Source organism: Metasolibacillus sp., assembly GCF_025291715.1.
Taxonomy (GTDB): domain Bacteria; phylum Bacillota; class Bacilli; order Bacillales_A; family Planococcaceae; genus Metasolibacillus; species Metasolibacillus louembei.
The window spans coordinates 14739-37871 of sequence record NZ_JAMBIZ010000012.1; the positions used below are offsets into that span (position 1 = coordinate 14739).

The 23133-nt window shown below is 38.7% G+C and carries 24 protein-coding genes, 1 other RNA gene and 1 riboswitch; of the genes, 13 read left to right on the forward strand and 12 right to left on the reverse strand.

What is annotated here, in order from left to right; genetic code table 11:
• The first annotated feature begins 130 nt into the window (after positions 1-130).
• From ssrS to M3Z76_RS09655, 3 genes are all read left to right on the forward strand, one after another.
• Positions 131-320, forward strand: a non-coding RNA gene (ssrS, locus tag M3Z76_RS09645) — 6S RNA.
• A 209-nt stretch (positions 321-529) separates the two neighbouring features.
• A complete protein-coding gene (speG, locus tag M3Z76_RS09650) occupies positions 530-1057 on the forward strand; it encodes a spermidine N1-acetyltransferase (protein WP_293925945.1) in 528 nt (175 codons plus the stop codon).
• A gap of 161 nt (positions 1058-1218) precedes the next feature.
• The gene (locus M3Z76_RS09655; RefSeq protein ID WP_293925948.1) at positions 1219-2382 is read left to right on the forward strand and encodes a YbfB/YjiJ family MFS transporter; all 1164 of its coding nucleotides are present in this window, start codon (positions 1219-1221) and stop codon (positions 2380-2382) included.
• A 19-nt stretch (positions 2383-2401) separates the two neighbouring features.
• On the opposite strand, the gene M3Z76_RS09660 is transcribed toward M3Z76_RS09655, so the two are convergent.
• The gene (locus M3Z76_RS09660; RefSeq protein ID WP_293925951.1) at positions 2402-3001 is read right to left on the reverse strand and encodes a histidine phosphatase family protein; all 600 of its coding nucleotides are present in this window, start codon (positions 2999-3001) and stop codon (positions 2402-2404) included.
• 156 nt (positions 3002-3157) lie between these two features.
• Here M3Z76_RS09660 and M3Z76_RS09665 point away from each other — a divergent pair, with 156 nt between their 5' ends.
• The 3 genes from M3Z76_RS09665 (at position 3158) to M3Z76_RS09675 (ending at position 6463) form a co-directional block, all read left to right on the forward strand.
• Complete coding sequence (locus M3Z76_RS09665) at positions 3158-4336, forward strand: MFS transporter (RefSeq protein WP_293925952.1); 1179 nt, start codon at positions 3158-3160, stop codon at positions 4334-4336.
• Positions 4337-4547: 211 nt separating this feature from the next.
• Positions 4548-5735, forward strand: coding sequence for an ornithine--oxo-acid transaminase (locus tag M3Z76_RS09670; RefSeq protein ID WP_293925955.1), 1188 nt, complete (start codon positions 4548-4550; stop codon positions 5733-5735).
• Between the two features lie 161 nt (positions 5736-5896).
• On the forward strand, positions 5897-6463 hold the full coding sequence (locus M3Z76_RS09675; RefSeq protein WP_293925958.1) for a hypothetical protein: 567 nt from the start codon (positions 5897-5899) through the stop codon (positions 6461-6463).
• Between the two features lie 46 nt (positions 6464-6509).
• Here M3Z76_RS09675 and M3Z76_RS09680 read toward each other — a convergent pair whose 3' ends face one another.
• Complete coding sequence (locus M3Z76_RS09680) at positions 6510-7412, reverse strand: DMT family transporter (RefSeq protein ID WP_293925961.1); 903 nt, start codon at positions 7410-7412, stop codon at positions 6510-6512.
• Between the two features lie 77 nt (positions 7413-7489).
• Here M3Z76_RS09680 and M3Z76_RS09685 point away from each other — a divergent pair, with 77 nt between their 5' ends.
• Together M3Z76_RS09685 and M3Z76_RS09690 are read left to right on the forward strand one after the other, a co-directional pair.
• Positions 7490-8047, forward strand: coding sequence for an SLOG family protein (locus tag M3Z76_RS09685; protein WP_293926082.1), 558 nt, complete (start codon positions 7490-7492; stop codon positions 8045-8047).
• 72 nt (positions 8048-8119) lie between these two features.
• Positions 8120-8431 carry a hypothetical protein gene (locus M3Z76_RS09690; protein WP_293925964.1) on the forward strand — a complete coding sequence of 104 codons (312 nt, stop codon included), beginning with the start codon at positions 8120-8122 and terminating at the stop codon, positions 8429-8431.
• Between the two features lie 380 nt (positions 8432-8811).
• On the opposite strand, the gene M3Z76_RS09695 is transcribed toward M3Z76_RS09690, so the two are convergent.
• From M3Z76_RS09695 to M3Z76_RS09705, 3 genes are all read right to left on the reverse strand, one after another.
• Positions 8812-10083 (reverse strand): nucleobase:cation symporter-2 family protein, encoded by a 1272-nt coding sequence (locus tag M3Z76_RS09695; RefSeq protein WP_293925966.1) that lies wholly within the window; start codon positions 10081-10083, stop codon positions 8812-8814.
• Positions 10084-10106: 23 nt separating this feature from the next.
• Complete coding sequence (locus M3Z76_RS09700) at positions 10107-10679, reverse strand: xanthine phosphoribosyltransferase (RefSeq protein ID WP_293925968.1); 573 nt, start codon at positions 10677-10679, stop codon at positions 10107-10109.
• Between the two features lie 119 nt (positions 10680-10798).
• Positions 10799-10900: riboswitch (purine riboswitch) on the reverse strand.
• A gap of 67 nt (positions 10901-10967) precedes the next feature.
• Entirely contained in the window at positions 10968-11663 is a 696-nt protein-coding gene (locus M3Z76_RS09705) for an RNA 2'-phosphotransferase (RefSeq protein ID WP_293925969.1), read from the reverse strand.
• Positions 11664-11794: 131 nt separating this feature from the next.
• Between M3Z76_RS09705 and M3Z76_RS09710 the strand changes: the two genes are divergently transcribed.
• The gene (locus M3Z76_RS09710) at positions 11795-12982 is read left to right on the forward strand and encodes a CynX/NimT family MFS transporter (protein WP_293925971.1); all 1188 of its coding nucleotides are present in this window, start codon (positions 11795-11797) and stop codon (positions 12980-12982) included.
• A gap of 62 nt (positions 12983-13044) precedes the next feature.
• Positions 13045-13599 (forward strand): restriction endonuclease, encoded by a 555-nt coding sequence (locus M3Z76_RS09715; RefSeq protein ID WP_293925972.1) that lies wholly within the window; start codon positions 13045-13047, stop codon positions 13597-13599.
• A gap of 39 nt (positions 13600-13638) precedes the next feature.
• On the opposite strand, the gene M3Z76_RS09720 is transcribed toward M3Z76_RS09715, so the two are convergent.
• Both M3Z76_RS09720 and M3Z76_RS09725 read right to left on the reverse strand, forming a co-directional pair.
• Entirely contained in the window at positions 13639-14343 is a 705-nt protein-coding gene (locus tag M3Z76_RS09720) for a toast rack family protein (RefSeq protein WP_293925974.1), read from the reverse strand.
• A 97-nt stretch (positions 14344-14440) separates the two neighbouring features.
• Complete coding sequence (locus M3Z76_RS09725; protein ID WP_293925976.1) at positions 14441-15481, reverse strand: nitric oxide synthase oxygenase; 1041 nt, start codon at positions 15479-15481, stop codon at positions 14441-14443.
• Positions 15482-15646: 165 nt separating this feature from the next.
• On the opposite strand from M3Z76_RS09725, the gene M3Z76_RS09730 reads away from it, so the two are divergent.
• Complete coding sequence (locus M3Z76_RS09730) at positions 15647-15790, forward strand: hypothetical protein (protein WP_293925978.1); 144 nt, start codon at positions 15647-15649, stop codon at positions 15788-15790.
• Between the two features lie 379 nt (positions 15791-16169).
• On the opposite strand, the gene M3Z76_RS09735 is transcribed toward M3Z76_RS09730, so the two are convergent.
• Positions 16170-17069 carry a hypothetical protein gene (locus tag M3Z76_RS09735; RefSeq protein WP_293925981.1) on the reverse strand — a complete coding sequence of 300 codons (900 nt, stop codon included), beginning with the start codon at positions 17067-17069 and terminating at the stop codon, positions 16170-16172.
• Positions 17066-17539, reverse strand: a complete 474-nt coding sequence (locus tag M3Z76_RS09740; protein WP_293925984.1) for a sigma-70 family RNA polymerase sigma factor — start codon at positions 17537-17539, stop codon at positions 17066-17068. The genes M3Z76_RS09735 and M3Z76_RS09740 overlap by 4 nt, the downstream gene beginning before the upstream one ends.
• 415 nt (positions 17540-17954) lie before the next feature.
• On the opposite strand from M3Z76_RS09740, the gene M3Z76_RS09745 reads away from it, so the two are divergent.
• Both M3Z76_RS09745 and M3Z76_RS09750 read left to right on the forward strand, forming a co-directional pair.
• The gene (locus M3Z76_RS09745; protein WP_293925987.1) at positions 17955-18758 is read left to right on the forward strand and encodes a hypothetical protein; all 804 of its coding nucleotides are present in this window, start codon (positions 17955-17957) and stop codon (positions 18756-18758) included.
• A gap of 98 nt (positions 18759-18856) precedes the next feature.
• Entirely contained in the window at positions 18857-19141 is a 285-nt protein-coding gene (locus M3Z76_RS09750; protein WP_293925990.1) for a hypothetical protein, read from the forward strand.
• Between the two features lie 83 nt (positions 19142-19224).
• Here the strand turns inward: M3Z76_RS09750 and M3Z76_RS09755 are convergent, their stop codons facing one another.
• Genes M3Z76_RS09755 through hutU form a run of 3 tightly spaced genes read right to left on the reverse strand, consistent with a single transcriptional unit; the run spans position 19225 to position 23121 of the window.
• On the reverse strand, positions 19225-20187 hold the full coding sequence (locus M3Z76_RS09755; RefSeq protein ID WP_293925993.1) for an agmatinase family protein: 963 nt from the start codon (positions 20185-20187) through the stop codon (positions 19225-19227).
• Positions 20184-21452 carry an imidazolonepropionase gene (gene hutI, locus M3Z76_RS09760; protein ID WP_293925995.1) on the reverse strand — a complete coding sequence of 423 codons (1269 nt, stop codon included), beginning with the start codon at positions 21450-21452 and terminating at the stop codon, positions 20184-20186. The genes M3Z76_RS09755 and hutI overlap by 4 nt, the downstream gene beginning before the upstream one ends.
• 4 nt (positions 21453-21456) lie before the next feature.
• Positions 21457-23121, reverse strand: coding sequence for a urocanate hydratase (gene hutU / locus M3Z76_RS09765; RefSeq protein ID WP_483310160.1), 1665 nt, complete (start codon positions 23119-23121; stop codon positions 21457-21459).
• Positions 23122-23133 lie beyond the last annotated feature (12 nt).

Below are 23133 nucleotides of genomic sequence, written 5' to 3' on the forward strand. Positions count from 1 at the left end.
TTATTATCAGAAGCATCCTTAAATATTTATTTTTTTAAATCAATTTGTAGTAATTCCCATATGTTATCATTTGACAAATTCATGTAAAGACACTTACTTGCGCCAAGCAAATAGTTGCTCTACAATAAGAATCAAGCTACGTTGTACGTATTAATATTAAGTTTTAACCTTTATACTGTAACAGGGAGTTTTATATCCGAGCTGGAATGGCGAGCCTTAGCTCCTTTGACCTAAGGATAAACAGGAATGCTCATGCGGACACCCACTTTGAGAAGTGTGGTTTAAAACTTTCTATATATTTACGGCAATGTGGCTTATCTTTCAAAATGTTGATATATCAGCATTTTGAAGTACATAGGCAATATGGAAAAGCGCTTTTTACACTTACATTAAAACTAAAATTGATAGTAATCATTTGTAGACCACTTGTCATGAAGTGGTCTTTTTATATGTTGGAAGAGAAAAAAAGTGAAAAATTTCATTTGCTTCTATAGAATATAAATAATTATTGATTTTGGAGGCGTATGGGATGGATCAGCGTATCAAATTAAGACCGTTAGAGCGTGAGGATTTAAAATATGTGCATAAGCTTAACAATGACTCAAGAATTATGTCCTATTGGTTTGAGGAGCCGTATGAGTCATTTGTAGAGTTACAGGATTTATTTGAAAAGCATATTCATAAACAGAGTGAAAGGCGCTTCATTATTCAAAAAGGTGAGGAAATCCTTGGCTTAGTTGAATTAGTTGAAATCGACTTAATTCACCGCAATGCAGAATTTCAAATTATTATTGACCCTAACTGTCAAGGAAAGGGCTACGCTTATTCAGTAACCGTGCTCGCAATGCGCTATGCATTCAATATTCTTAACTTGCACAAGCTCTATTTAATCGTTGATAAACAAAATGAAAAAGCCATTCATATTTATAAAAAAGCTGGCTTCCAAATTGAAGGTGAGCTGAAAGAGGAATTTTTCACTGCTGGCTCTTATCACGATGCGTATCGTATGTATATTTTCCAACGTGATTTTCATCAAAATAGCGAAAAATACTGTTAACTAAAGGGCTCGTCTGATTTTCGGACGGGCCCTTCTGTTTTATGAACATCAATACACCACTCTCCTGTGAAATAGATTTTTTCATACTATTTCTAAATATAAATTTTAGCGGTATAATGAAATTTATTGATTTTTCAAAAAATAAAGGTGGAGGCTTTATTATGTCAAAGCAGCATATTGGAATTATCTTTGGTGGGATTTTATTTTTAGTTGTCGCAATGGGCATTAGCCGCTTTGCCTTCACACCCCTTTTACCTTTTATGCGTGAGGATGAAGGCTTATCGTTACAAGTTGGGGGCTGGCTAGCATCAAGCAACTACATAGGTTATTTTCTCGGCTCGTTAGGGGCTGGCTTTATTTTTAAACGTAAAAAGGAATTTTTACTAGCAAATGTTGTAATTAATGTGCTTTCTATTGTCGCAATGGGGCTAACAGCAGTGCTAGCTCCTTGGCTTATTTTGCGCTTTATTGCTGGGCTAACAGGTGGCTTTATTTTTGTCTTAACATCTAGTATCGTCATGGATTATTTAGCAACACACCTTTTAACTCGCTGGTCAGGCTTTGTCTTTAGTGGTATCGGTCTTGGCATCGCTATTTCTGGGTTGGTTGTGCCCTATTTAGAAAGCCTTGTGGCATGGCAAGGTACATGGATCGGGCTCGGCATTTTATCAGCGCTACTTGTGACAACAACGGCTGTTTTATGGCGAAATTTAACTGTACATAATAGTGAAAAGGCTGTGAAATCTCATGATACAAATATTTGGAGAGGTTTTATGCCATGGCTCATTCTTGCCTATGGCTTAGAAGGCTTTGGCTATATTATTACTGGTACATTTTTAGTAGATATTATTTACAATATCGAGAGCTTGCGTGCATTTGCAGGCTATAGCTGGGGTGTTGCAGGAATTGCAGCAATTCCCTCTGCCCCATTATGGGTATCGCTAATGACAAAGCTATCACCTGTGAAGGCGATGGCAATTGCCTATGCATTACAAATTTTCGGCATCATCCTTCCCGTCCTTTCACAAACGGTATGGAGTGTGTTACTGTCAGCATTTTTATTCGGTATGACGTTCGTTGGGCTCGTTTCTATGACAACAGGCTATGCGCGCCAGCTCTTTCCTAAACAAAGCGGTATGGTCGTTTCGGTGCTGACAACATTTTATGCCTTTGGGCAAATTATCGGCCCGATTTTAGCAAGTAAATTAGAGGCTTATTATAATAGCTATAAAGCTCCACTGCTTCTTGCTGGCGCTGTCGTAACAATCGCATTGCTTATTTTATTAGTCGGTCATATGAAAGCGACGCGAAAAGCAACAAGTTAAGTTGTTTTTCGCATCGCTTTTAAGCTAGATGAGCCTGTGAGTTTAAATAATGAACGATCTTTTCCCCATCCCTCAATTCAATGACATGCAGCCCTGTATCCCCTGTATGAAACAGCCATTGCTCCTCTATTGTCTTTCCTAACAAAATATTTAATAAATGTAGCAATGTGCCGCCATGTGCAACAAGCGCTATACATTGTAAATGCCCATAATCATGTAAAATGGTATATAACGCTTGCTCCACGCGAGAGCGAAATTGCAATTGTGATTCACCACCCTCAATCGCTATATGCAATGGACGTCCCCCCTCTGGCAATGGATATTTGATGAGTGCTTCCTGTCGAGACATTCCAGCTAATACACCGTTATTGTATTCCATCAAATCACCTTCAATAGCAACCTCACATCGACATTGATCACTTAAAATTTCCGCTGTTTGATATGCTCTTTGTAAAGGACTTGCGATGATTGCCTCTATTTGAAAATGAGCTGCAACAAAGCTAGCTAGTTTTTCAGCTTGTTCTATACCTAAATTTGTTAAAGGAAAATCCGCCCTACCTTCATGTACTTCTAAAATATCAGCCTGTGATTGTCCATGTCTAATAAGTAATAATTTCAATATATATCCTCCTCAAAAATCAATATAGTAAATTATGTATTTGAAAGCGTTTTATTGTAAATAGTTTTATAAAATGAAAGCAAAAACATTGACCATATAGTTACTATAGGGTTTATTCTATAAAGAGCACAATTTAATAATTAGGAGAAATTTTTTATGTTTGAGAAAAGTTCAAAAGTCACCTTAAGTATTTTATTAATCAATTTATTTATTGCCTTTCTAGGTATCGGCCTCGTCATTCCTGTTCTTCCGACAATTATGAACGAATTAAATATAAGCGGCTCAGTGGTTGGCTATATGGTTGCTGCCTTCGCTATTACACAGCTCATTATCTCACCTATCGCAGGAAAATGGGTAGATCGTTATGGTCGTAAAATTATGATTGTAATTGGGCTATTTATTTTCGGCTTCTCAGAGTTTTTATTCGGTATTGGAACTACTGTATCTGTTCTTTTCATATCTCGTATGCTTGGTGGGGTCAGTGCGGCGTTTATTATGCCTGCTGTAACAGCATTTATCGCTGATATTACAACAATGGCTACACGTGCGAAAGCTTTAGGCTATATGTCTGCAGCAATTAGTACAGGATTTATTATCGGGCCTGGCATCGGTGGATTTTTAGCAGAGCTTGGCACACGCATTCCGTTTTATGCAGCAGGAGTTTTAGGGGTTGTCGCAGCAATTGGCTCTATGCTATTGCTGAAGGAACCAACGCGAGCAGAGGCTGAACCTGTGGAGCAAGGCGAGGAACAAAAGTCTGGCTTCCAGCGCATTTTTGTACCAATGTATTTAATCGCCTTTTTAATTATTTTTATTTCTTCATTCGGTCTAGCTGCCTTTGAGTCATTATTTAGCCTTTTCGTTGACCATAAATTCAGCTTTACACCAAAGGATATCGCCATCGTTATTACAGGTGGAGCGATTGTTGGTGCAGTAGCACAAGTTGTCTTATTCGATAGGCTGACAAAGCGTTTAGGTGAAATTGCAGTAATTCGCTACTCGCTTATTTTTTCAACATTACTTGTATTTATCATGACAGTCGTTAACTCATATATGGCGATTTTAATTACAACATTTTTAGTATTTGTTGGCTTTGATTTAATTCGACCTGCTGTTACTGCTTATTTATCAAAAATTGCAGGAAATGAACAAGGCTTTGTTGGAGGCATGAACTCCATGTTTACGAGCCTTGCTAATATTTTCGGCCCAATTATCGGCGGTGCATTGTTCGATAAAAACTTTGACTACCCGTACTATTTTGCAGCTCTCGTACTAGGTATCGGTTTTATCATTACGATTTTCTGGAGAAAGCCAAAAAATTATAGCAGCTATTAAATATTTGAAAAGCTTGAGCCAGTTCCCATTTTGCTCAAGCTTTTTACATGCTCTCGAATATGTTGAAGAAATATCGGAAACAATAACTATCTGCTTGCTGAAAAATAAAACTTGAAAAAAGCAAGAAATTTCTGCATTATAGTAAGTATAAAGTACAATAAGGTGCAAATTTCTTTTGCGCCTTTATTTACTAAAAAGGGGGATTTATATTATGACAAAAACAACTGAGGTTATTACACAAACTGAAAATTTCGGTGCAAATAACTATCATCCACTACCGATTGTTATCTCAGAGGCAGAGGGTGTATGGGTAAAAGACCCAGAGGGCAATAAATATATGGATATGTTATCTGCTTATTCAGCAGTTAACCAAGGTCACCGTCATCCTAAAATTATTGAAGCATTAAAGAAGCAAGCAGATCGCGTAACATTAACATCTCGTGCATTCCACTCAGATCAGCTTGGCCCTTGGTATGAAAAAGTAAGTAAATTAACAAATAAAGAAATGGTATTGCCAATGAACACAGGTGCAGAGGCAGTTGAAACAGCAATTAAAACTGCACGTCGTTGGGCATATGAGAAAAAAGGTGTTGCGGAAAACCAAGCACATATTATCGGCTGTATCGGCAACTTCCACGGTCGTACAATGGCAGCTGTTTCTTTATCATCAGAGGCAGAATATCAACGTGGCTTCGGTCCATTATTACCAGGCTTTAGCTTAGTACCATATGGCGATATCGAAGCATTAAAAAATGCTATCACACCAAACACAGCAGCATTTATCGTAGAACCAATCCAAGGTGAAGCAGGCATCCTTATTCCACCAGCTGGCTTCTTAAAAGCAGCAAAGCAATTATGTGAAGACAACAATGTACTATTTATCGCGGACGAAATCCAAAGCGGTCTTGCGCGCTCTGGTAAAATGTTTGCATACGAATGGGAAGATATTACACCAGATATTTTAATTTTAGGTAAAGCACTAGGTGGCGGCGTATTCCCTATTTCATGTGTTGTTGCAAACCGTGACATTTTAGGTGTATTCAACCCAGGCTCACACGGCTCAACATTCGGCGGAAACCCACTAGCATGTGCAGTATCTCTTGCAGCGCTTGAAGTAATCGAAGAGGAAGATTTAGCAGCACGCTCACAAGGCTTAGGTGACTACTTCCAAGAAGCACTTCGCCAAATCGAGCACCCTGCCATCAAAGAGGTGCGTGGACGCGGACTATTTATCGGCTTAGAATTACACGAAGCAGCACGTCCATATTGCGAAAAATTAATGGAGCGCGGCTTATTATGTAAAGAAACACATGATACAGTAATTCGTTTTGCCCCGCCATTAGTTATTACAAAAGAAGAATTAGATTGGGCAATCGACCAAATTAAAGCAGTGTTTTAAAAAAGGTGCCAGGCACAGAAACAATTCAGAATTGTTTTTGTGTCTGGCATTTTATGATTAAAAATTCAACAGTTATGATATAACACAACCTATTTTCACAAAAAATGTTAAAATAATTAGAGGCGTACCGAATTAAATTTCAATTTTAAGGAGGCTTTATCATGACGACATCATTTATTTATAATGTAGTTCCCTTCGGTATCATTTTATTATTAGTCTATGCTTTCATTGATATATTTTTAGATTATTTTAGAAAATCTCAGACAGACAAAGTGCACCGTTTTGTATTTTATGGATTTCTTTTTTATTTAATAAACCTTGTTCAAATTAGATGGGGTGGGCTCATTTTCCCTGCTAAAAATACAGATACACTAAATGTTCTCGTCTCCTCCAATGCTAGCAAAACAAATACTATTTATGAAACACTTTATACTGTTGCAGCTAGTTACCATTCGTTAGCGATTATTTACAATATGCTATTATGGATTCCAGTAGGCATATTTGCTGCGCTTCTTTTCAATAAACAGCCTTTGAAGAAAAGCCTTGTCATTGTACTGATTAGTGGCTTCTCCCTAGAATTAATTGAGTTTGCTTTAGCGTATTATGGTTTTATTTTAAAAAGCACAAGTCTATTAAATATATTAACATTAGCAGGCTCTATGCTAGGGGTGGTTATAGGTATGTGGGCAGTGAAAACACTTCCTCTGACGCGGCGAGCAGCATATTAAAGTGCCAGGCACAGAAACAATTCAGAATTGTTTCTGTGCCTGGCACTCATGTTTTGCGACTTCGTATAAATGCCTCCAACGCTCCTGTTCCGATTAATACCCCAACAATAATTAACAAACAGCCAACGACTTGATTGATACCAACTGGCTCCTTCAACAAAATAGCCGTTCCGAGCAAGCTAAACAATGTGTTGAAATTGCCAAAAATCGCTGTTTCAGCTGCACCTATTTTGGCGATTGCTGAGTTGTAAATTACATGCCCGATAGCTGTTGCAAAAATGGCTGAGGTTAATAGTAAAATGATAGCCTTTGGTGCGACGGTGGTAAACGTGATAAATTGTGCAGGCTCTATAATCAACGCGAGCAACAATAAAACAAGTGAACCGCTCAGCATCATATAGCCTGTTAACACAACTGGGTTTAATGTTTTCGAGGCCTTACTAATGACTAAAAAACTAAAGGCCTGTGCTAAAATCGATAGGAAGACGAATAAATCGCCTAGTGCCACACCTGTAACACCCTCTCCCCCACGTAGCACAGCCATGATAACACCAAATGCGCCAATAACAAAGCCGACAAAACGCTTCCAGCTCATTTGTGTAAAACCAAAAACAATTGCTAGTATGGCTGTTAGCAACGGGCTAAAGCCTAATATAATACTGCCCTTTACTGCGGAAGTATTGGCTAAGCCAAATGCTAGCAAGCCATGGTGAAGCACGACACCTAATATGCTTGCCGTCATCACCGCATATATATCGCTACGCGTAGGTTTTTGCAGCTTTTTTAAAAGCGCTAAAATCCCAACGACTGTTATCCCTGCAATGAAAATGCGTACAGCTGTCATTGTTAGTGGGCTAAAATAAGAAACGAGCAGCTTTAAAGCTACGACATTTAAGCCCCAGGCTAGCATAACAACTAATAAAATGAGGTAAATTTTCGCTTTCCCCATATCATTCCCTTCTTTCTATTGATAAAATCTCGTACAATTAGAAACATCTTAACATATTTCACCAAGGAGTGAGGATGATGATTAAAACTCTTTTCATTACAGGCTACCGCCCACATGAGCTTGGTATTTTTAATGACAAACATCCAGGCATTGAAATTATTAAAAAGGCGTTAAAAAATAAATTGCAAACATTGCTCGATGACGGTTTAGAATGGGTGATTGTTAGCGGACAATTAGGTGTTGAGCTGTGGGCAACTGAGGTTGTTCGTTCATTAAAGGAGCAGTACCCAACACTTAAATACTCCGTCATTACACCATTTTTAGAGCAGGAGAAAAATTGGAACGAGCATAAGCAGGAGCAATATCAACGAATGATTTTACAGGCTGATTTCGTCACAAGTGTGACGAAGCGACCTTATGAGGCTCCATGGCAATTTATTGAAAAGGATAAATTTATTATTGATAACACGGATGCAATGCTGCTCGTTTATGATGAAGAAAATGAGGCTTCTCCAAAATATGTGCTCAACCTTGTGAAAAAATATATGGAGCAGCATGACAATTACGAGCTTTTTACAATAAATGCTTACGATTTACAAATGATTGCAGAGGAAATGCAGCAGGAAAATTGGTAGTATACGCATCTTTTCATATTGAGAAAATTTGATATAATACAGGCAAAGCAACATAATTAGGAGGCTCTCACTATGATGAAATTAGAAATGACAGTCGAACAGCAGCCGCTCTATATTTCACACGACACATATCGCAGAGAATGCCGTTATACGCGTGGCATTCATATCCCCGTTGATGAGTTCTCTCAAATTATTAACCTGATGGAAGAAGATACGAAGCTGTACTTTGAGTTTCATAATGTAGCGAAAAAAATTGAGCCTGGTATTTATTTGAATGGACATTCAAGCCTTGCAAGACAAATTGATGATTATTATAAAAAAATGAAAAACACTGAGATTATTGGTCTTAATAATGGTAAGGATTTTTATGTGAAGCTAACATAATACCCTGTGACTTGATGAAGGAGGACAAAATGATTACTGTCATTGTTTGCTTTATCTTCTCTATTCCTTTATATTTTATCATGTTTCAACTCTATAGAAACCCAAAGGCCTCCCTTTTATGGGGAAGGAAATGGATGTATGAAAAACCACCTGAGATAAGTGTAGCAGCGCTTAAATATTCACGATATTCTGCCTTATTCGGTATAATCTTTATTACGACAGTTTTCTTTTTTCTATTCCTTAGCCAAATGTAACCTGAACGAAAAATAGGGACTGTCTAACAAGACATGTCCCTATTTTTCGTTGAGCTGTTAAATAAACGCCTTACTACTTCTAAACTAGAAACCCCCAAAATAATTTGGATTTTCTAGTTACATCCTCTATTTTTTCCGTCCAATCATATTAAAGAGAATGTTCAAGACGATTGCAGTGACAGAGCCACAGACGATACCATTTGATGTTAAAATATTTATGCCATATTCCTTAGGTAATGATTCAAACAGCTCTGGTACAACAGCTACGCCGATACCAAGTCCAACTGCGATGGCAACAATCATCGCATTTTCCATTGATTTTGCGATTTCTGGTGCAAGCATTTTAATGCCTTGTGTAATGACCATACCGAACATAGCAAGCATTGCTGCTCCAAGCACAGGTGTTGGAATAATTGTCGTTAATGCCGCAAGCTTCGGTAAAAAGCCTAATGCAACTAACATTCCACCTGTAATGAAAATCACTTTGCGGTCACGGACGCCAGACACTTGAATTAAGCCAACATTTTGCGAAAACGTCGTATATGGAAAGGCATTAAAAATCCCACCGATAATAGATGCTAAGCCTTCTGAACGATAGCCTCTCGCTAAATCCTTTGATGTCAATTTCTTATCACAAATATCGCTTAGCGCATAATAAACACCTGTAGACTCCACAAGTGAAACCATCGCTACTAACGTCATTGTAATAATCGCAGATGTATCAAAGGTAGGTGTTGCTAAATAAAATGGCATTGCCACATGCAACCAAGATGCTTCGATAACTGGTGTAAAATCAACCTTCCCCATAAACACAGCAATAACTGTGCCAATTACTAGCCCTAGCAATATGGCAATTGCACGAATAAAGCCATCAAAAAAGCGGTAAATCAATATAATAATTAATAATGTAATAAAGGCTAAGCCAACATTAGATGCTGATGCAAAATCCTCTGCTCCTTGTCCGCCACCCATATTGTTAATTGCTACAGGGATAAGACTAACCCCAATAATTGTGACAACAGAGCCTGTCACGACAGGTGGGAAAAAGCGCACTAATAAACCAAAAATACCTGAAATTAATACAATGATAATACCAGAAGCAATAATGGCACCATAAATTGCTCCTAAGCCACCTGATGAGCCGATTGCAATAATCGGACTTACCGCTGTAAAGGTACAGCCAAGTACAACAGGTAGCCCGACACCGATATATTTGCCCTTCCATACTTGTAATAATGTTGCGATACCGCACATCATAATGTCTATTGCGACTAAATATGTCATTTGTGCTGGTGTGAAATTAAGCTCTGCACCTATAATTAACGGCACTAAAATTGCGCCTGCATACATCGCAAGTAAATGCTGGATACCTAATGTTGTTGCCTTAAAGCCGTTCATAAAAAGTTTGACCTCCTACAGTCCTAATCGAAAAATTCGACTTTGCCGTTTGCTAATGATTTAATATTTGCTAATGATTCGATACGCAAGCCTTCTTGACGCAGCTTGTCGCCACCTTGCTGGAAGCCCTTTTCAATAACAATGCCTGCACCAACAATATGTGCACCTGCTTGCTGGGCAATATCAACTAAGCCCTTTAATGCCTCGCCATTTGCCAAAAAGTCATCGATAATGACAACGCGGTCATCTGCTGATAGGAAGTTTTTTGAAACTGAAATTTCATTTACCTCATTTTTCGTGAAGGAATGAACTTGTGCTGAATATAAATTATCTGTTAGCGTTAACGATTTACGTTTGCGTGCAAAAACGACTGGTGCGCCAAGCACTAAGCCTAAAAATGTAGCAGGTGCGATACCAGAAGATTCAATTGTTAATACTTTCGTAATAATTTCATCGCTATAGCGATTCGCAAGCTCTTCTCCTATTTCCTGCATTAGCATTGGATCGATTTGGTGATTCAAGAAAGAATCCACCTTTAATACAACATCCGATAATACCTTTCCCTCGTGCTGAATTTTATCTTTTAAAAGCTTCATATCAAAGCTCCTCCTTTTAAAATAATGAAAAAACTCGAAAGGCTATTTCTCCACATAAGAGAAGAGCCTTTCGAGTTGAAGTTACTGAAAGAACGTATAACAAAATAGAGACGAATGCTCTTTTTGCTACTTCTTCTCATAGTCGACCTCTTTACGGGATGTCGGTAGAAACTTACGAGCCATATTCTCGTTATTATATGAGTAAAATAAATTAAATTAAAGAACGTCCCAATTATACGCACCTACTTGCTTGAATGCAAGAGCAGAAAAGCAAAAATCTTATTGGAATTATTTGTTTGCTAGCTTAATTGTCGTTTGTAATTGCTCTTTAAATGCTTGAAATGCCTTGCCTTCTTTGCCATAGTAGCTCATGCTGCGACAGGCTAAAACTTTCACGGTATTGCCATTTTTACAGCTTAGCTCAGCAAAAACACCCAGCTCCTCTAGCTCCTGTACTTTATTTATTTGACTATAATGATCTGTTAGCTGCTCGGCAAAGTTAGCTCTAAACTGCTGGACAGCCTCTGTACCATGTAAAATAATCCATTTTGGCTGAAACTCCTCCAAAACCTCTTGGAAAATAGCCTGTCCTCTTTTATATAAAGCAGGACTTTCCTTCTGTGCTTGCTTACGCTCCTGCGCATTCTGCACTTGCAATGTGTTAACATACGTAGCAACAGCTTGCTCATTTACTTGTTGCGCCAGCCATTCCATAAAATAAGTCGTTCCGAGATACTCTCGCGACTTTTGCTTCATCTCATAGCCATACATTTCATCAAATAGCAGACCATTTACTAATGCATCGATATAGACACCTTCATCTGTCGTATTACTATCAATTTTTGGTGCAGCGAATGCACCTACCACAAATATTGCTGATTTATATGGATTGCCATCCACTTGAAATGGTCGAAACGCTAAGCGTGCATCGCCCTCTGTTACCCATGCTTTTATTTTTTTATAAAATCCTGTCGATACTGCCATTTGCTTCACTTCCTTCGAACAATGATTGCTTGCATTTTAGCATACTTTCAGCGCTGTTGTAAGCAACCTTTTAGAAATCGCTATCCAGTTGCTATATAATGGAGTAATTATGAACGACGAGGAGGATCGAAATGGATTCGCACCATACAAATAAAAAAATTACTAAACAAACATGGCTATTCGTCATAGCCATTTTTCTCATTGCAACAACTTTGCGTACACCGCTTACTGTCGTTGGACCTGTTATCCCATTTATTCGGGAAGATTTAGGCATCTCTAATGGGTTAGCAGGCTTTTTAACGACAATTCCATTATTAGCCTTTGCCATCATTTCACCATTTGCGGCACCGATTGCACGTAAATTTGGAATGGAGCATACGCTGTTTTATTCTGTCATTTTACTGGCTGCAGGCATTGTTTTACGCTCTACAGGATATACAGCCTTGCTTATTGGTGGTACCGCATTAATCGGAATCGCAATCGCCTTTGGCAATGTGCTGATTCCTAGTTATTTTAAATTGAAATTCCCTTTACATATCGGACTTTTAATGGGTATTTATACAGTATCAATGAATGCTTCCGCCGGGTTAGCTGCTGGCATAAGTCATCCTATTGCCGCTGCATCAACAGGCTGGCAAGGGGCGCTTGGTTTTTCCGTCATTCTTTGTGTAACAACGATGATTGCATGGTTGCCATTATTACGTAGCAATAAAGTAGAGACAATGACACCAAGCACGAATCAGCAACGCACAAAGCTTTCTCGCTCTGGGCTTGCTTGGGCTGTCGCTTTAACAATGGGGCTGCAATCTTTCTTTTTCTATTCTTTAGCTACATGGCTACCGGAAATATTTGTGTCACAAGGTATCGCTCCTGAAAATGCAGGCTGGATGGTTACAGTTATGCAGTTTGCGCAAATTCCTATGACTTTTATTATGCCGATTATCGCAAGTAAGCTTTCTTCTCAGCGTCCTATCGCTATATTTTTTACCATTTGCTATCTTATCGGTTTTACAGGGCTATGGCTGGAATGGACTAGCTTAGCGATTGTTTGGATGATTTTTTTAGGCTTTGCAGGGGGTGCTTCTTTTGGCTTATGTATGATGCTCTTTACATTGCGAACAAATACAGCCTATGAGGCCGCTGAATTATCAGGCTTTGCGCAATCTATCGGCTATTTACTCGCCGCTATTGGTCCAACTGCGCTAGGCTATATTCATGATGTAACGGACAGCTGGTTTGTTCCAAATGCGACTTTTCTTGTCATTACAATCATGATTTTTATTACTAGTATGATTAGCTCTCAAAATCGCACAATCTAATGCGAACATTTGTGCTTTTTGTGATATAATGAAAGGTATCATTATAGTAAGGAGTACAAATTTTGAAAAAAAGAAAGAAAAAACGTAAAACGAGCTTCGTCACTTCATTGCTTCAATTGTTGTTATTAGCTGCCGGTGCTGCTGGCTGGTATTATACAAAAACGTGGAAAGGCATTGTAGCCGCCGTTGTTATTTATTGCATTGTCCTTATTTGTGGCACGATTTGGTTTAAAACGAGACGACTTGCCCGCTTACGCAAAGCAGGAATTAAAGAAGTAGACGCGATGTCTGGCGAGGAATTCGAGCAGTTTTTAGGTCAATTATTCAAACGACGTGGCTATAAAGTTTCTTATACCGCTACTTCTGGTGATTACGGAGCAGATTTAATTTTAAAGGACCGCAAAGACATTATCGCCGTACAAGCGAAGCGTTATAGCGGCACAGTCGGCGTAAAAGCGGTGCAGGAAATTATCGGGGCGGTTAAAATGTACAATGCTACAGAGGCGTGGGTTGTTACAAATAGCCATTTTACAAAGCAAGCAATTAAGCTGGCGAATATTAATGATGTCTACTTAGTTGACCGTGAAGAGCTGATTGATTTGATTTTGAAAAAATAATAAAAGCCGTCTGAATTGGATGTTCAGACGGCTTGCCTTTTATTTATCTAACTTGAACACGACATTGCCAATGCCCATTTCAACATTTATATTAATTGTGACTTCCTTATTGCCATATGCCTCATTCACATAAGTATCCTTACCTTGCGCAATAAAGCCATCAATATCGACTGAGCCAATTCCCTTTTCCACTGTAATTTTTACCCCTACCTCTGATGGTAGAGTGACAGTCGTTTGTCCGACACCTGACTCAATTGTCGTATCAAAGCTTTTTTCCCAATCGCCACCTAAATTGACAGATAAATCACCAACACCTGTTTCAATTTCTAAATTTTCAAGCTGTAGCCCTTGTAAATCAAGATTGGCAACAGCAGCCCCTGTCTCTACATACAAATTCATTGGTACATCTTCGTTTAGCTTTAAAGCCCAATTACTTTTTATTTCGGATAATGCAAGATTTCTTGAGCCTTTTTGTTCAATTGTAAGATCGCCTGTATCGCCAGCTAGCTTATAACGAGTATGTGGTGCCAATTTCTTTTTATTATACTCTGCAACGCCTTCTAACCATTGCTCTGCACCCTTGGCAACTGTCACTTCACCTACACCAAGCTCAAGATTAACATCTAACTGCTTCGCTCCATCTTTCTCAACAACAATGGCTTCCTCCTCAGTTTTGCTAGGCAAAATAGAGCTACACCCCGCTAACATGGCAATCGAAACACCAAGCACTACTAATTTTTTCATTTTAATATCCTCCCTCTACATACTTTATCTGTTACTTTCAGTATATAGAAGCTGTATTTTTCTAGAAACCCTCCTGCGGTGGAATTGCAACTACGTCTTAAGGCTGATATGGTGATTTTTGATAAAAATAGTTCGGTTTGTTAATATCATTCGACATTGGCTTATGATAAATATGTGTCGTAGCTGGTGATAGCGGCGGAATTAACCATGTCCAATTGCCTGTCACTTCGCGATTTGCTGCTTGCTCCTGCTGCTCGAAAAGCTTAAATTGCTGTGCTGCTGTATGATGATCGACAATGCTAACCCCCGCCATTTTAAAGGAGTGTAGTACAGCAATATTTAACTCAACTAATGTTTTATCCTTCCATAAAGAGCTGTTTGATTCACGTGCGATGCCGATAATATCTGCTACAGCAGGCAGCATATTGTAGCGCTCCACATCAGCAAAATTGCGTGCGCCAATTTCCGTCCCCATATACCAGCCATTAAATGGTGCTGCTGTATAGTCAATCCCGCCACAGTTCAAGCGCATACTTGAAATAATTGGAACGGCATACCATTTCAACTGTAGCTCCGCAAAATGAGGATAATCTGGATGCGTTATTTCAACTTCTAGCACATGCTTGCGCGGAATCTCAAAGCATTTCGGCTTTCGGTCATCTACTTGAATTACTAATGGCAAGACATCAAAGCGTGTTCCTTCTCCTCGCCAGCCAAGCTCCATACACATTTGCGTAAACTGTAATGAATCTGAATCACCAACTATACCATCCTTTGTTTCATAACCTGCATAGCGAATCAGCTGATGATTCCAAATTCTTACACGCCCCGCAGCAAAAACCGTTTGTGTTGGTCGAATTTTTCCACCATTCGTCGCAAAATCAATATGACGCAGCAAGGCTTCGAAAATAGCTTCTTCCTCTAATAAATGGCGCTCGTCAAAAACATGGAGCGACTGCCAAAAAAGACGCCCAATGCATTTATTGCTATTGCGCCACGCAACCCGTGCACCAAATGTTAACTCCTCTGCCGTTAGCTCATACGGTCTCTGCTGTAGTCGCTGCGTTAGCCATTCGTCTGTTTTTTGATATTCTTTTTTATATAAATTGAAAAAATCATATATTTCCTGTTGCTTCATTATTCCATCCTCCACTCACCTTCATTGTAGAAGATGCGTAAAGGGAAACCAATGCTTGATGCACGTTACAAAACATGTATTTTTCATATATGACTAAATTTAGTCAAAATAAGGATAGAGAATTAAAGATTTATCAATTACTATAAATAAAAAGGGGGAATGGAAATGATTTGGATTATTTTAAGTATCGTCATATTTTTTATCGGGTTTTTAACGCCAATTAGTGGGCTATTTACACTTCCGATTAGTGTGGCATTAATGATTTGGGGGATTTTCGTATTATTTAAAACTAAGAGAATCACACGATGATAGAAAAATAATAAGGTTACTGATTCCTGCTTTTTTCACTATCTTTTTTATAAGAGAAATATTCGTACGAGAACATTGGTCTTTCAAAGTACCTGCTATTTTGCTAGCAATCATTACTGTATGTGCACTCGTACAAAATATATTGGCATTTAAATACCGTGCTAAAGGGAATACAAGTGAACCACTATCATTAAAGAAAATCATTGGATTATTTGTCTTTTCGGTTATTATTATTTTGTTCCCTCAAGTAATTTTCATAGAAAGTCATTGGCTTTTCAAAATACCTGTGCTGCTGCTTATTTTTTACGCCCTCTTGCAATTCGTGCACTATTTAAAAGCCAAGAAAACTGCCTAAAAACTTGGCTTTAGGCAGCCTATTTTATTGCTCTGGCAAATAATTCACCTGCCAAACGCCATCTGCTGTTTTCGATAAACCAAAGAAGGCATCTTTATATTTTGTAAAAATATAAGCATGTTGATTTTCTTCAATTTTCTCGTAAAGTTGTGTATGCTTAAAAGCAGCGCTGCTTTTTAAATCGCCTATGTCTTTGCTAAATTCCTCAAATGTTGGTTTAACACCCTCTTCATTGATTAATTCGTAAATAACTCGGCTATCATTTTGCTCCATTGCAAATTGATATAACTGAAAAACTTCATGTGGCGCAAGATTCATCAGCAAAGCCTTATTCTGTTCTTGTGAAAACTGAAGATATATTTTTTCAAGTTTCTCATCTAATAGAACCTCGCTCCGCTCATTTAAAATCAATTGAAAAGTAAATAAATGCTCATATTCAGCCCAATCAGTTCCTAAATCTAATATATTTGTATCTTTTGCTAAATAAGCGTTCTTTCTTTTCTCTAATCCTTTAACTGTAATAATTGCGGGTATATCTATATAAAGTTCTGGCATGTCACGTAAAACTCTCTCTGTATTAGATGGAAACATAATTTTAGTTGAAGCTTTAATAGCCCCTCTTAATTCGGGATAATCTTCGATAGATTTTTCATTTACTTGAAAGTAAAATACATCATTTTCATAGTGAATCATACCTAATAAATTACCTTCAAAATTAGCCAAATTGGCATTTTTATCTGATGGAATCAGCTGGAGCAAAGCAAACAACATTAGGCAGCTCATCAGCAAAATTGTTGCGATATAAAATGAGTTATTTTTTTGCTTAGCTTTTGTGTTCTGCTGAATTTGCTTTCTCGTATTTTCGATAATTCTCCTTTTACTACCTTGCATTGCCTCAAAGCGTTTAAATTGCAATTTACTCATGTGAAGTCAACTCCTTCCAACTTTTCTTTCAAAAGCTCCCTACCTCGTTTCAGCCTAGATTTTACCGTGCTTTCAGGTGTCGCTATAATTGTTGAAATCTCCTTTGTTGTAAATCCTTCAAAATAATAATACGTAATGATTTCCCTAAATTTTAGCGGTAATTCCAACACTTCTTCCTCCAATGCTGAGGATTCATAGAGAATGTCTGTTATTTTTAAAAGAGGCAGCTTTTTATATAGGACAAGTTTTCGATAAGCCCAGCTCTTTAAATAATCTTTACACTTATTGGCGGTCATTTTAGCAAGTAATGCCTTTAATTCTTCGTGTGCTTGGTGATTGTAGGTGTAATAATATTTAATAAAGACTTCCTGCACAATATCCTCAGCTGCTTGCACATCCTTTGTGTAATAATAGGCAATACGAAATAGCTGGTCGGTATATTCCTCCATTACATCTTCTAAATGATTCATTTTCGCCCTCCTCTCACTACTATAAACGATTCTCATCATCGAAAAAGACGAATAATTTTTTTAGCGAATAAAAAATGCTCCTCATTTTCAATGAATATAATGTGCGCTCAATATTGTTAAAAAATATGTATGATTCCCCCGTAAAATATTGCTCCTCTCCCCTTTGATTACAATTAGAAACAGAACCTTAATTTTGCCATTCCCTACTCCTGTTAATTACCGCTGCGGTATCACGCATATATATTTGCGGAAACACGCAATTGTAATTGCGGTACGTAGATTGATACGATGTTATTACCTTGAGGTAAGACACTATGCTATAGCAAAAAATTCAAATACCTAAATCTTTACCTAGTATAGTCTACGAATTTTCTATTAATATTGAATCTTAGTAGACAGAAGAAAGGACTATTTAATGATGAATGTAAATTTTAAAAAATGGCTATTAATCAGTGCAATTTTCATTACAGGGTTCACAACAGTAATATTCCCATTAGAAAGTTATGCTGCTGCTAAGAATGAAATTTCAAATAATTCTATTAATATGATTAAACAAACAAATAGTGAATTGATTTATGAAGTTGAACAAGATGGAGTGCTTTTACGTTACGAAGAGGAAATCCAAGAATATGAAAATAAAACGGAAGTCAAAACTAAAATCTATCAAGTAAATAATGGAGAAAAGGTATTAATAGAGGACTCTAAGAAAGAGTTTATAGAAACAAACTCTTTCATTGAAATTATTAAAGATGATGAAAGTATCTTTTTTGATTTAGCAGAATCAAACAATGTTGAAATAGCCCTCATACAACCTTTCGCTTATAGTAGTTGGGTCAATTCAATGGTGTTAGGCTCCAAGCTCGGATATCGTAGAGATTTATCAGCAAATTATGGAGATGCAAAATATAGCTCCATGACTAAATCGAAAATTAAGCTTAATGATGCAAATTTCGATTCTTTTAGATCCCAAGTTGATGCTTTACGAAGTAGGGAATCTACTTTTATTTTTGAAGCAACAGCAGTGAGTGCTATAATTCATATAATCGATAAAGGTTTTACACAATGGTCAATTGGTGATCTTTTTACCCTTGCAAAAAAACTTGCTGTACCTGTTAATATAGCTTGGGAAGTTGCTCATTGGGTTTGGGACTACAACAAAGCTATTAATGCATGGTATGATATACCTGTAAAACATACAGGTGGGTTTTGGGGTGATTAAAAACGATAATGTCCTTTAGAAGAATAATAGGAATACTCATCCCCGCTTTTTTCACAATTTTCTTCATACGTGAAATATTTGTGAGGGAGCATTGGTCCTTGAAAATACCTGCAATTTTAATTGCTGTAGCTACTGCCATAGCGCTAGTACAAAATATAGCAGCTATAAAATACAGTGATGTAAAAAAGCATGATGAGCAGATATCTTTTAGCAAAACAATTGCATTGTTGGTTTTCGCTTTTCTTATACTGCTTTATCCACAATTAATATTCGTAGAAAGTCATTGGCTTTTCAAAATACCAGTATTTCTAATGTTAATTTATGCAATTTCAAATCTTTTACTTTATATAAAGAACAAGAACTCTAAAAATAAGCATGACTAAAACCGTCTGAAAAGTGTGCAAATGCACAGCTTTTCAAACGGTTCTTTGCTTTTTTAGAATGCTTTCAACCATAAATCAAGTTCTCAGTTGCCAATAGTTCTTATATACCGCGAGCTCAACGCCGTCAAAAATGCATAGGTCACAGCTTTTACTGTTTGCAGCTCACTTGTATCGCGGTGCGGGTCAATGCACACGAAGTCCATTGCGCGTACTGCATCATACTTGCCCACTTCATATAGTAAATCAAATAGCTCGTCTGTACGCATCCCGCCCGGTGTTGAAGCAGGTACACCTGGAGCGTAGGCAATATCTAGCACGTCAATATCGACCGTTACATAAATGAAATCCACTTTCTCTTGCAATGCCGCCATGACCTCAGCAATTTGCTGCTGTGCCCCTTTGCTGCGCATTTGCTTTAATGTAATCATATTGACACCATAATGCTTTGCTGCCTCAATTAAAGATGGCGCATTATAGAAGCCATGCAAGCCAATATTGTAAACATCCCCGCCTTGCACAACGCCAGCCTCTAGTAATTGGCGAATTGGCGTGCCGTTTGATGGACCATTTGATAAATCACGTAAATCTAAATGTGTATCAAACTGCAAAATGCCGACACGTTTTCCTTCACGCAATGCACGGATAAGCGGTGCTGTAATAGAATGGTCGCCACCGATGGATACGTAAAAGCTTTGAGGATGCTTTTGCATTACTTCCTGCATCGCTTCCTCAATATTGCGATGACATTGCAAAATATCGGTCGTATGCATTTTGACATCGCCAATATCTGCAACACGCAAATCACGAATATCAACTTGCTCATCAATATAGTATGTTGTGAATAGCTCCCAGCTTTTGCGGAAGGCGCTCGGAAACTCTGAGGCTGCTGATGCGCTAATGGATGAGCGTGATAATGGTACACCTAGCACAACGACCTGTGGCTCCTCTGTCATTTCTGCTACAGGGCAAATCCAGTCCTTAACCTTTATATCCTGCCCATCTTGGCGCTGCCATTTAAAGCTTGGTTGTACAATGACTTCACTCATACAAGAACGCCATCCTTCACAACGACTTGACCACCTTTAATAACTGTATGTGTATGGTTCATGCCGTAGAAATATTGCATTTGCTTATAGTTTGGTACGTTTAAAATCACGATATCTGCTTTTTTACCAGCCTCTAATGAGCCGACTTCATCGCCACGATTAATTGCATATGCGGCATTGATTGTCGTTGCAGTAATCACCTCTTCCATCGTCATGCCCATATTTAAGCATGCCAAGTTTTGAATAAATGGCAGGCTAATTGTTGGCGATGAGCCTGGATTGAAGTCTGTCGAAATGGCAACAGGTACACCTGAATCAACCATTAAACGACCTCTTGCGAAAGGTGCACGTAAGAAGAAGGCTGTTCCTGGTAAAAGCACAGCGATTGTGCCAGCCTCAGCCATGCGACGAATGCCCTCATCTGAAGCAACAAGTAAATGCTCTGCAGAAATGGCACCAACTTCTGCCGCAAGCTCCGCCCCTTCATATGGCTCGATTTCATCCGCATGAATTTTCGGTGTTAAGCCTAAAGCTTTTCCTGCTAATAAAATGCGACGTGATTGCTCTGGCGTAAAAACACCGTGCTCACAAAAGACATCATTAAATTCAGCCAAGCCTTGCTCCGCTACCTTTGGCAGCATTTCTTCAATAACAATATCAACGAATTTGTCGCTGTCCTCCTTATATTCCTTCGGGACAGCATGTGCACCCATAAATGTTGAAACAACATCTACTGCATGCGTTTCCTGTAGCTTTTTCGCAACAGTTAATTGCTTATATTCCGTTTCCCAATCAAGACCGTAGCCTGATTTTGCTTCAACCGTTGTAATACCATGCTTTAAAAAAGTGTTTAAATGCGCATACGTTTTATCGTATAGCTCATCAAAGCTCGCCTCACGCGTTTTTGTTGTCGTGTAATGAATACCACCACCAGCATTCATAATTTCCATATATGTTGCACCGTTTAAACGCATATTAAATTCGTTTTCACGTGTGCCACCATGCACTAAATGTGTATGTGCATCAACGAAGCCAGGTAAGACGATTTGTCCTTTTGCGTCAATCACTTCCGCACTTTCTACTAATGCTGCATATTCGCTTTTTAGCTGCTCAAGGGGAGCAATCTCGACGATTTTCCCCTCGGCTACTAACACTGCTACATCTTGTAGCACATTGATTTCTGCCATTTCCTCTTTGACACGAGGCCCTTTTTTCTCACTCGCTAATGTCACGACTTCATTTGCATTGATAATTAATAACGCCATTTTCTCAGTCCTTTAACATCGGCATTTGTACGCCTTTTTCTTTTGCTGTGCGAATTGCAATATCGTATCCTGCATCGGCATGACGCACAACCCCCATACCTGGGTCTGCTACTAATACTCGTTTAATTTTTTCTGCTGCTAGCTCGCTTCCATCAGCCACAAGCACTTGACCTGCGTGCTGTGAGAAGCCCATACCTACGCCACCGCCATGATGTAAGCTTACCCAGCTTGCACCGCTCGCTGTATTAACAAGTGCATTTAATAGCGGCCAGTCTGACACTGCATCCGTGCCATCACGCATTCCTTCTGTTTCTCGGTTCGGTGAGGCTACAGAGCCTGAGTCTAAATGGTCACGACCAAACACAATCGGCGCTTTTAGCTCGCCACTTGCTACCATTTCGTTAACGCGTAATGCGAAGCGATGACGATCACCATAGCCTAGCCAGCAAATACGTGCAGGTAACCCTTGCCATTTCACCATTTTCTGAGCCATATCAATCCAGTTGACTAAGCCTTCATCCTGTGCGAACATTTCCTTCGCTAATGCATCTGTTTTGTAAATATCCTCTGGGTCACCAGATAATGCTGCCCAACGGAATGGCCCTTTCCCCTCACAGAACAGTGGACGAATGTACGCTGGTACGAAGCCTGGGAAGTCGAAGGCATTTTCAACACCCATTTCCTGCGCATATGCACGAATATTATTGCCATAGTCGAATACTTCCGCACCCTTCTCTTGGAATTCTAACATTGTGCGCACATGCTCTGCCATTGTTTCCTTCGCTTTTTGCTCATATGTTTTCGGGTCAGCCTTGCGCAGTGCAAATGCTTCCTCTAAAGTCATGCCATTTGGTACATAGCCGTTGATTGGGTCATGCGCTGATGTTTGGTCTGTTACGAAATCTGGAATAATGCCACGATTTAATAGCTCACGGTTAACATCTGCACAGTTGCCTACAAGACCGATTGATGCAGGCTCATTTTTCTCACGTAGCTCATTTACTAACGCAATCGCCTCATCTACTGTTTCTACTAAATAATCACAATATGCTTCTTTAATTTTACGTTCGATTTTCGCACGCTCTACTTCCACTACTAAAATAACTGCCCCAGCCATTTTACCTGCAAGTGGCTGTGCACCACTCATACCGCCCATACCACCAGTTAAAATAAATTTACCACGTAAATCCGCAGAGCCAAATACTTTTTTACCAGCCTCTACAAAGCTTAAATACGTCCCTTGTAAAATACCTTGCGCTCCGATATAAATCCAGCTACCTGCTGTCATCTGTCCATACATCATTAAGTCGCGCTCTTCTAGCTCATAGAACTTATCCCAATTTGCCCATTGTGGCACTAAATTGGAGTTCGCAATTAATACGCGTGGTGCATTTTCATGTGTGCGGAATACTGCTACAGGCTTCCCTGATTGCACAATTAATGTCTCATCATTTTCAAGCTTCTTTAACGATTCAATAATTTGCTCATAGCTTTCCCAGTTACGTGCCGCTTTACCGATACCACCATAAACAACTAGCTCGTCTGGATTTTCTGCTACTTCAGGGTCAAGGTTGTTCATTAGCATGCGCATTGCCGCTTCCTGTGTCCATCCTTTACATGTTAATTCATTTCCTCTTGGTGCTTTAATGTTTGTTTTAAAAGTCATTATCAATCTCTCCCT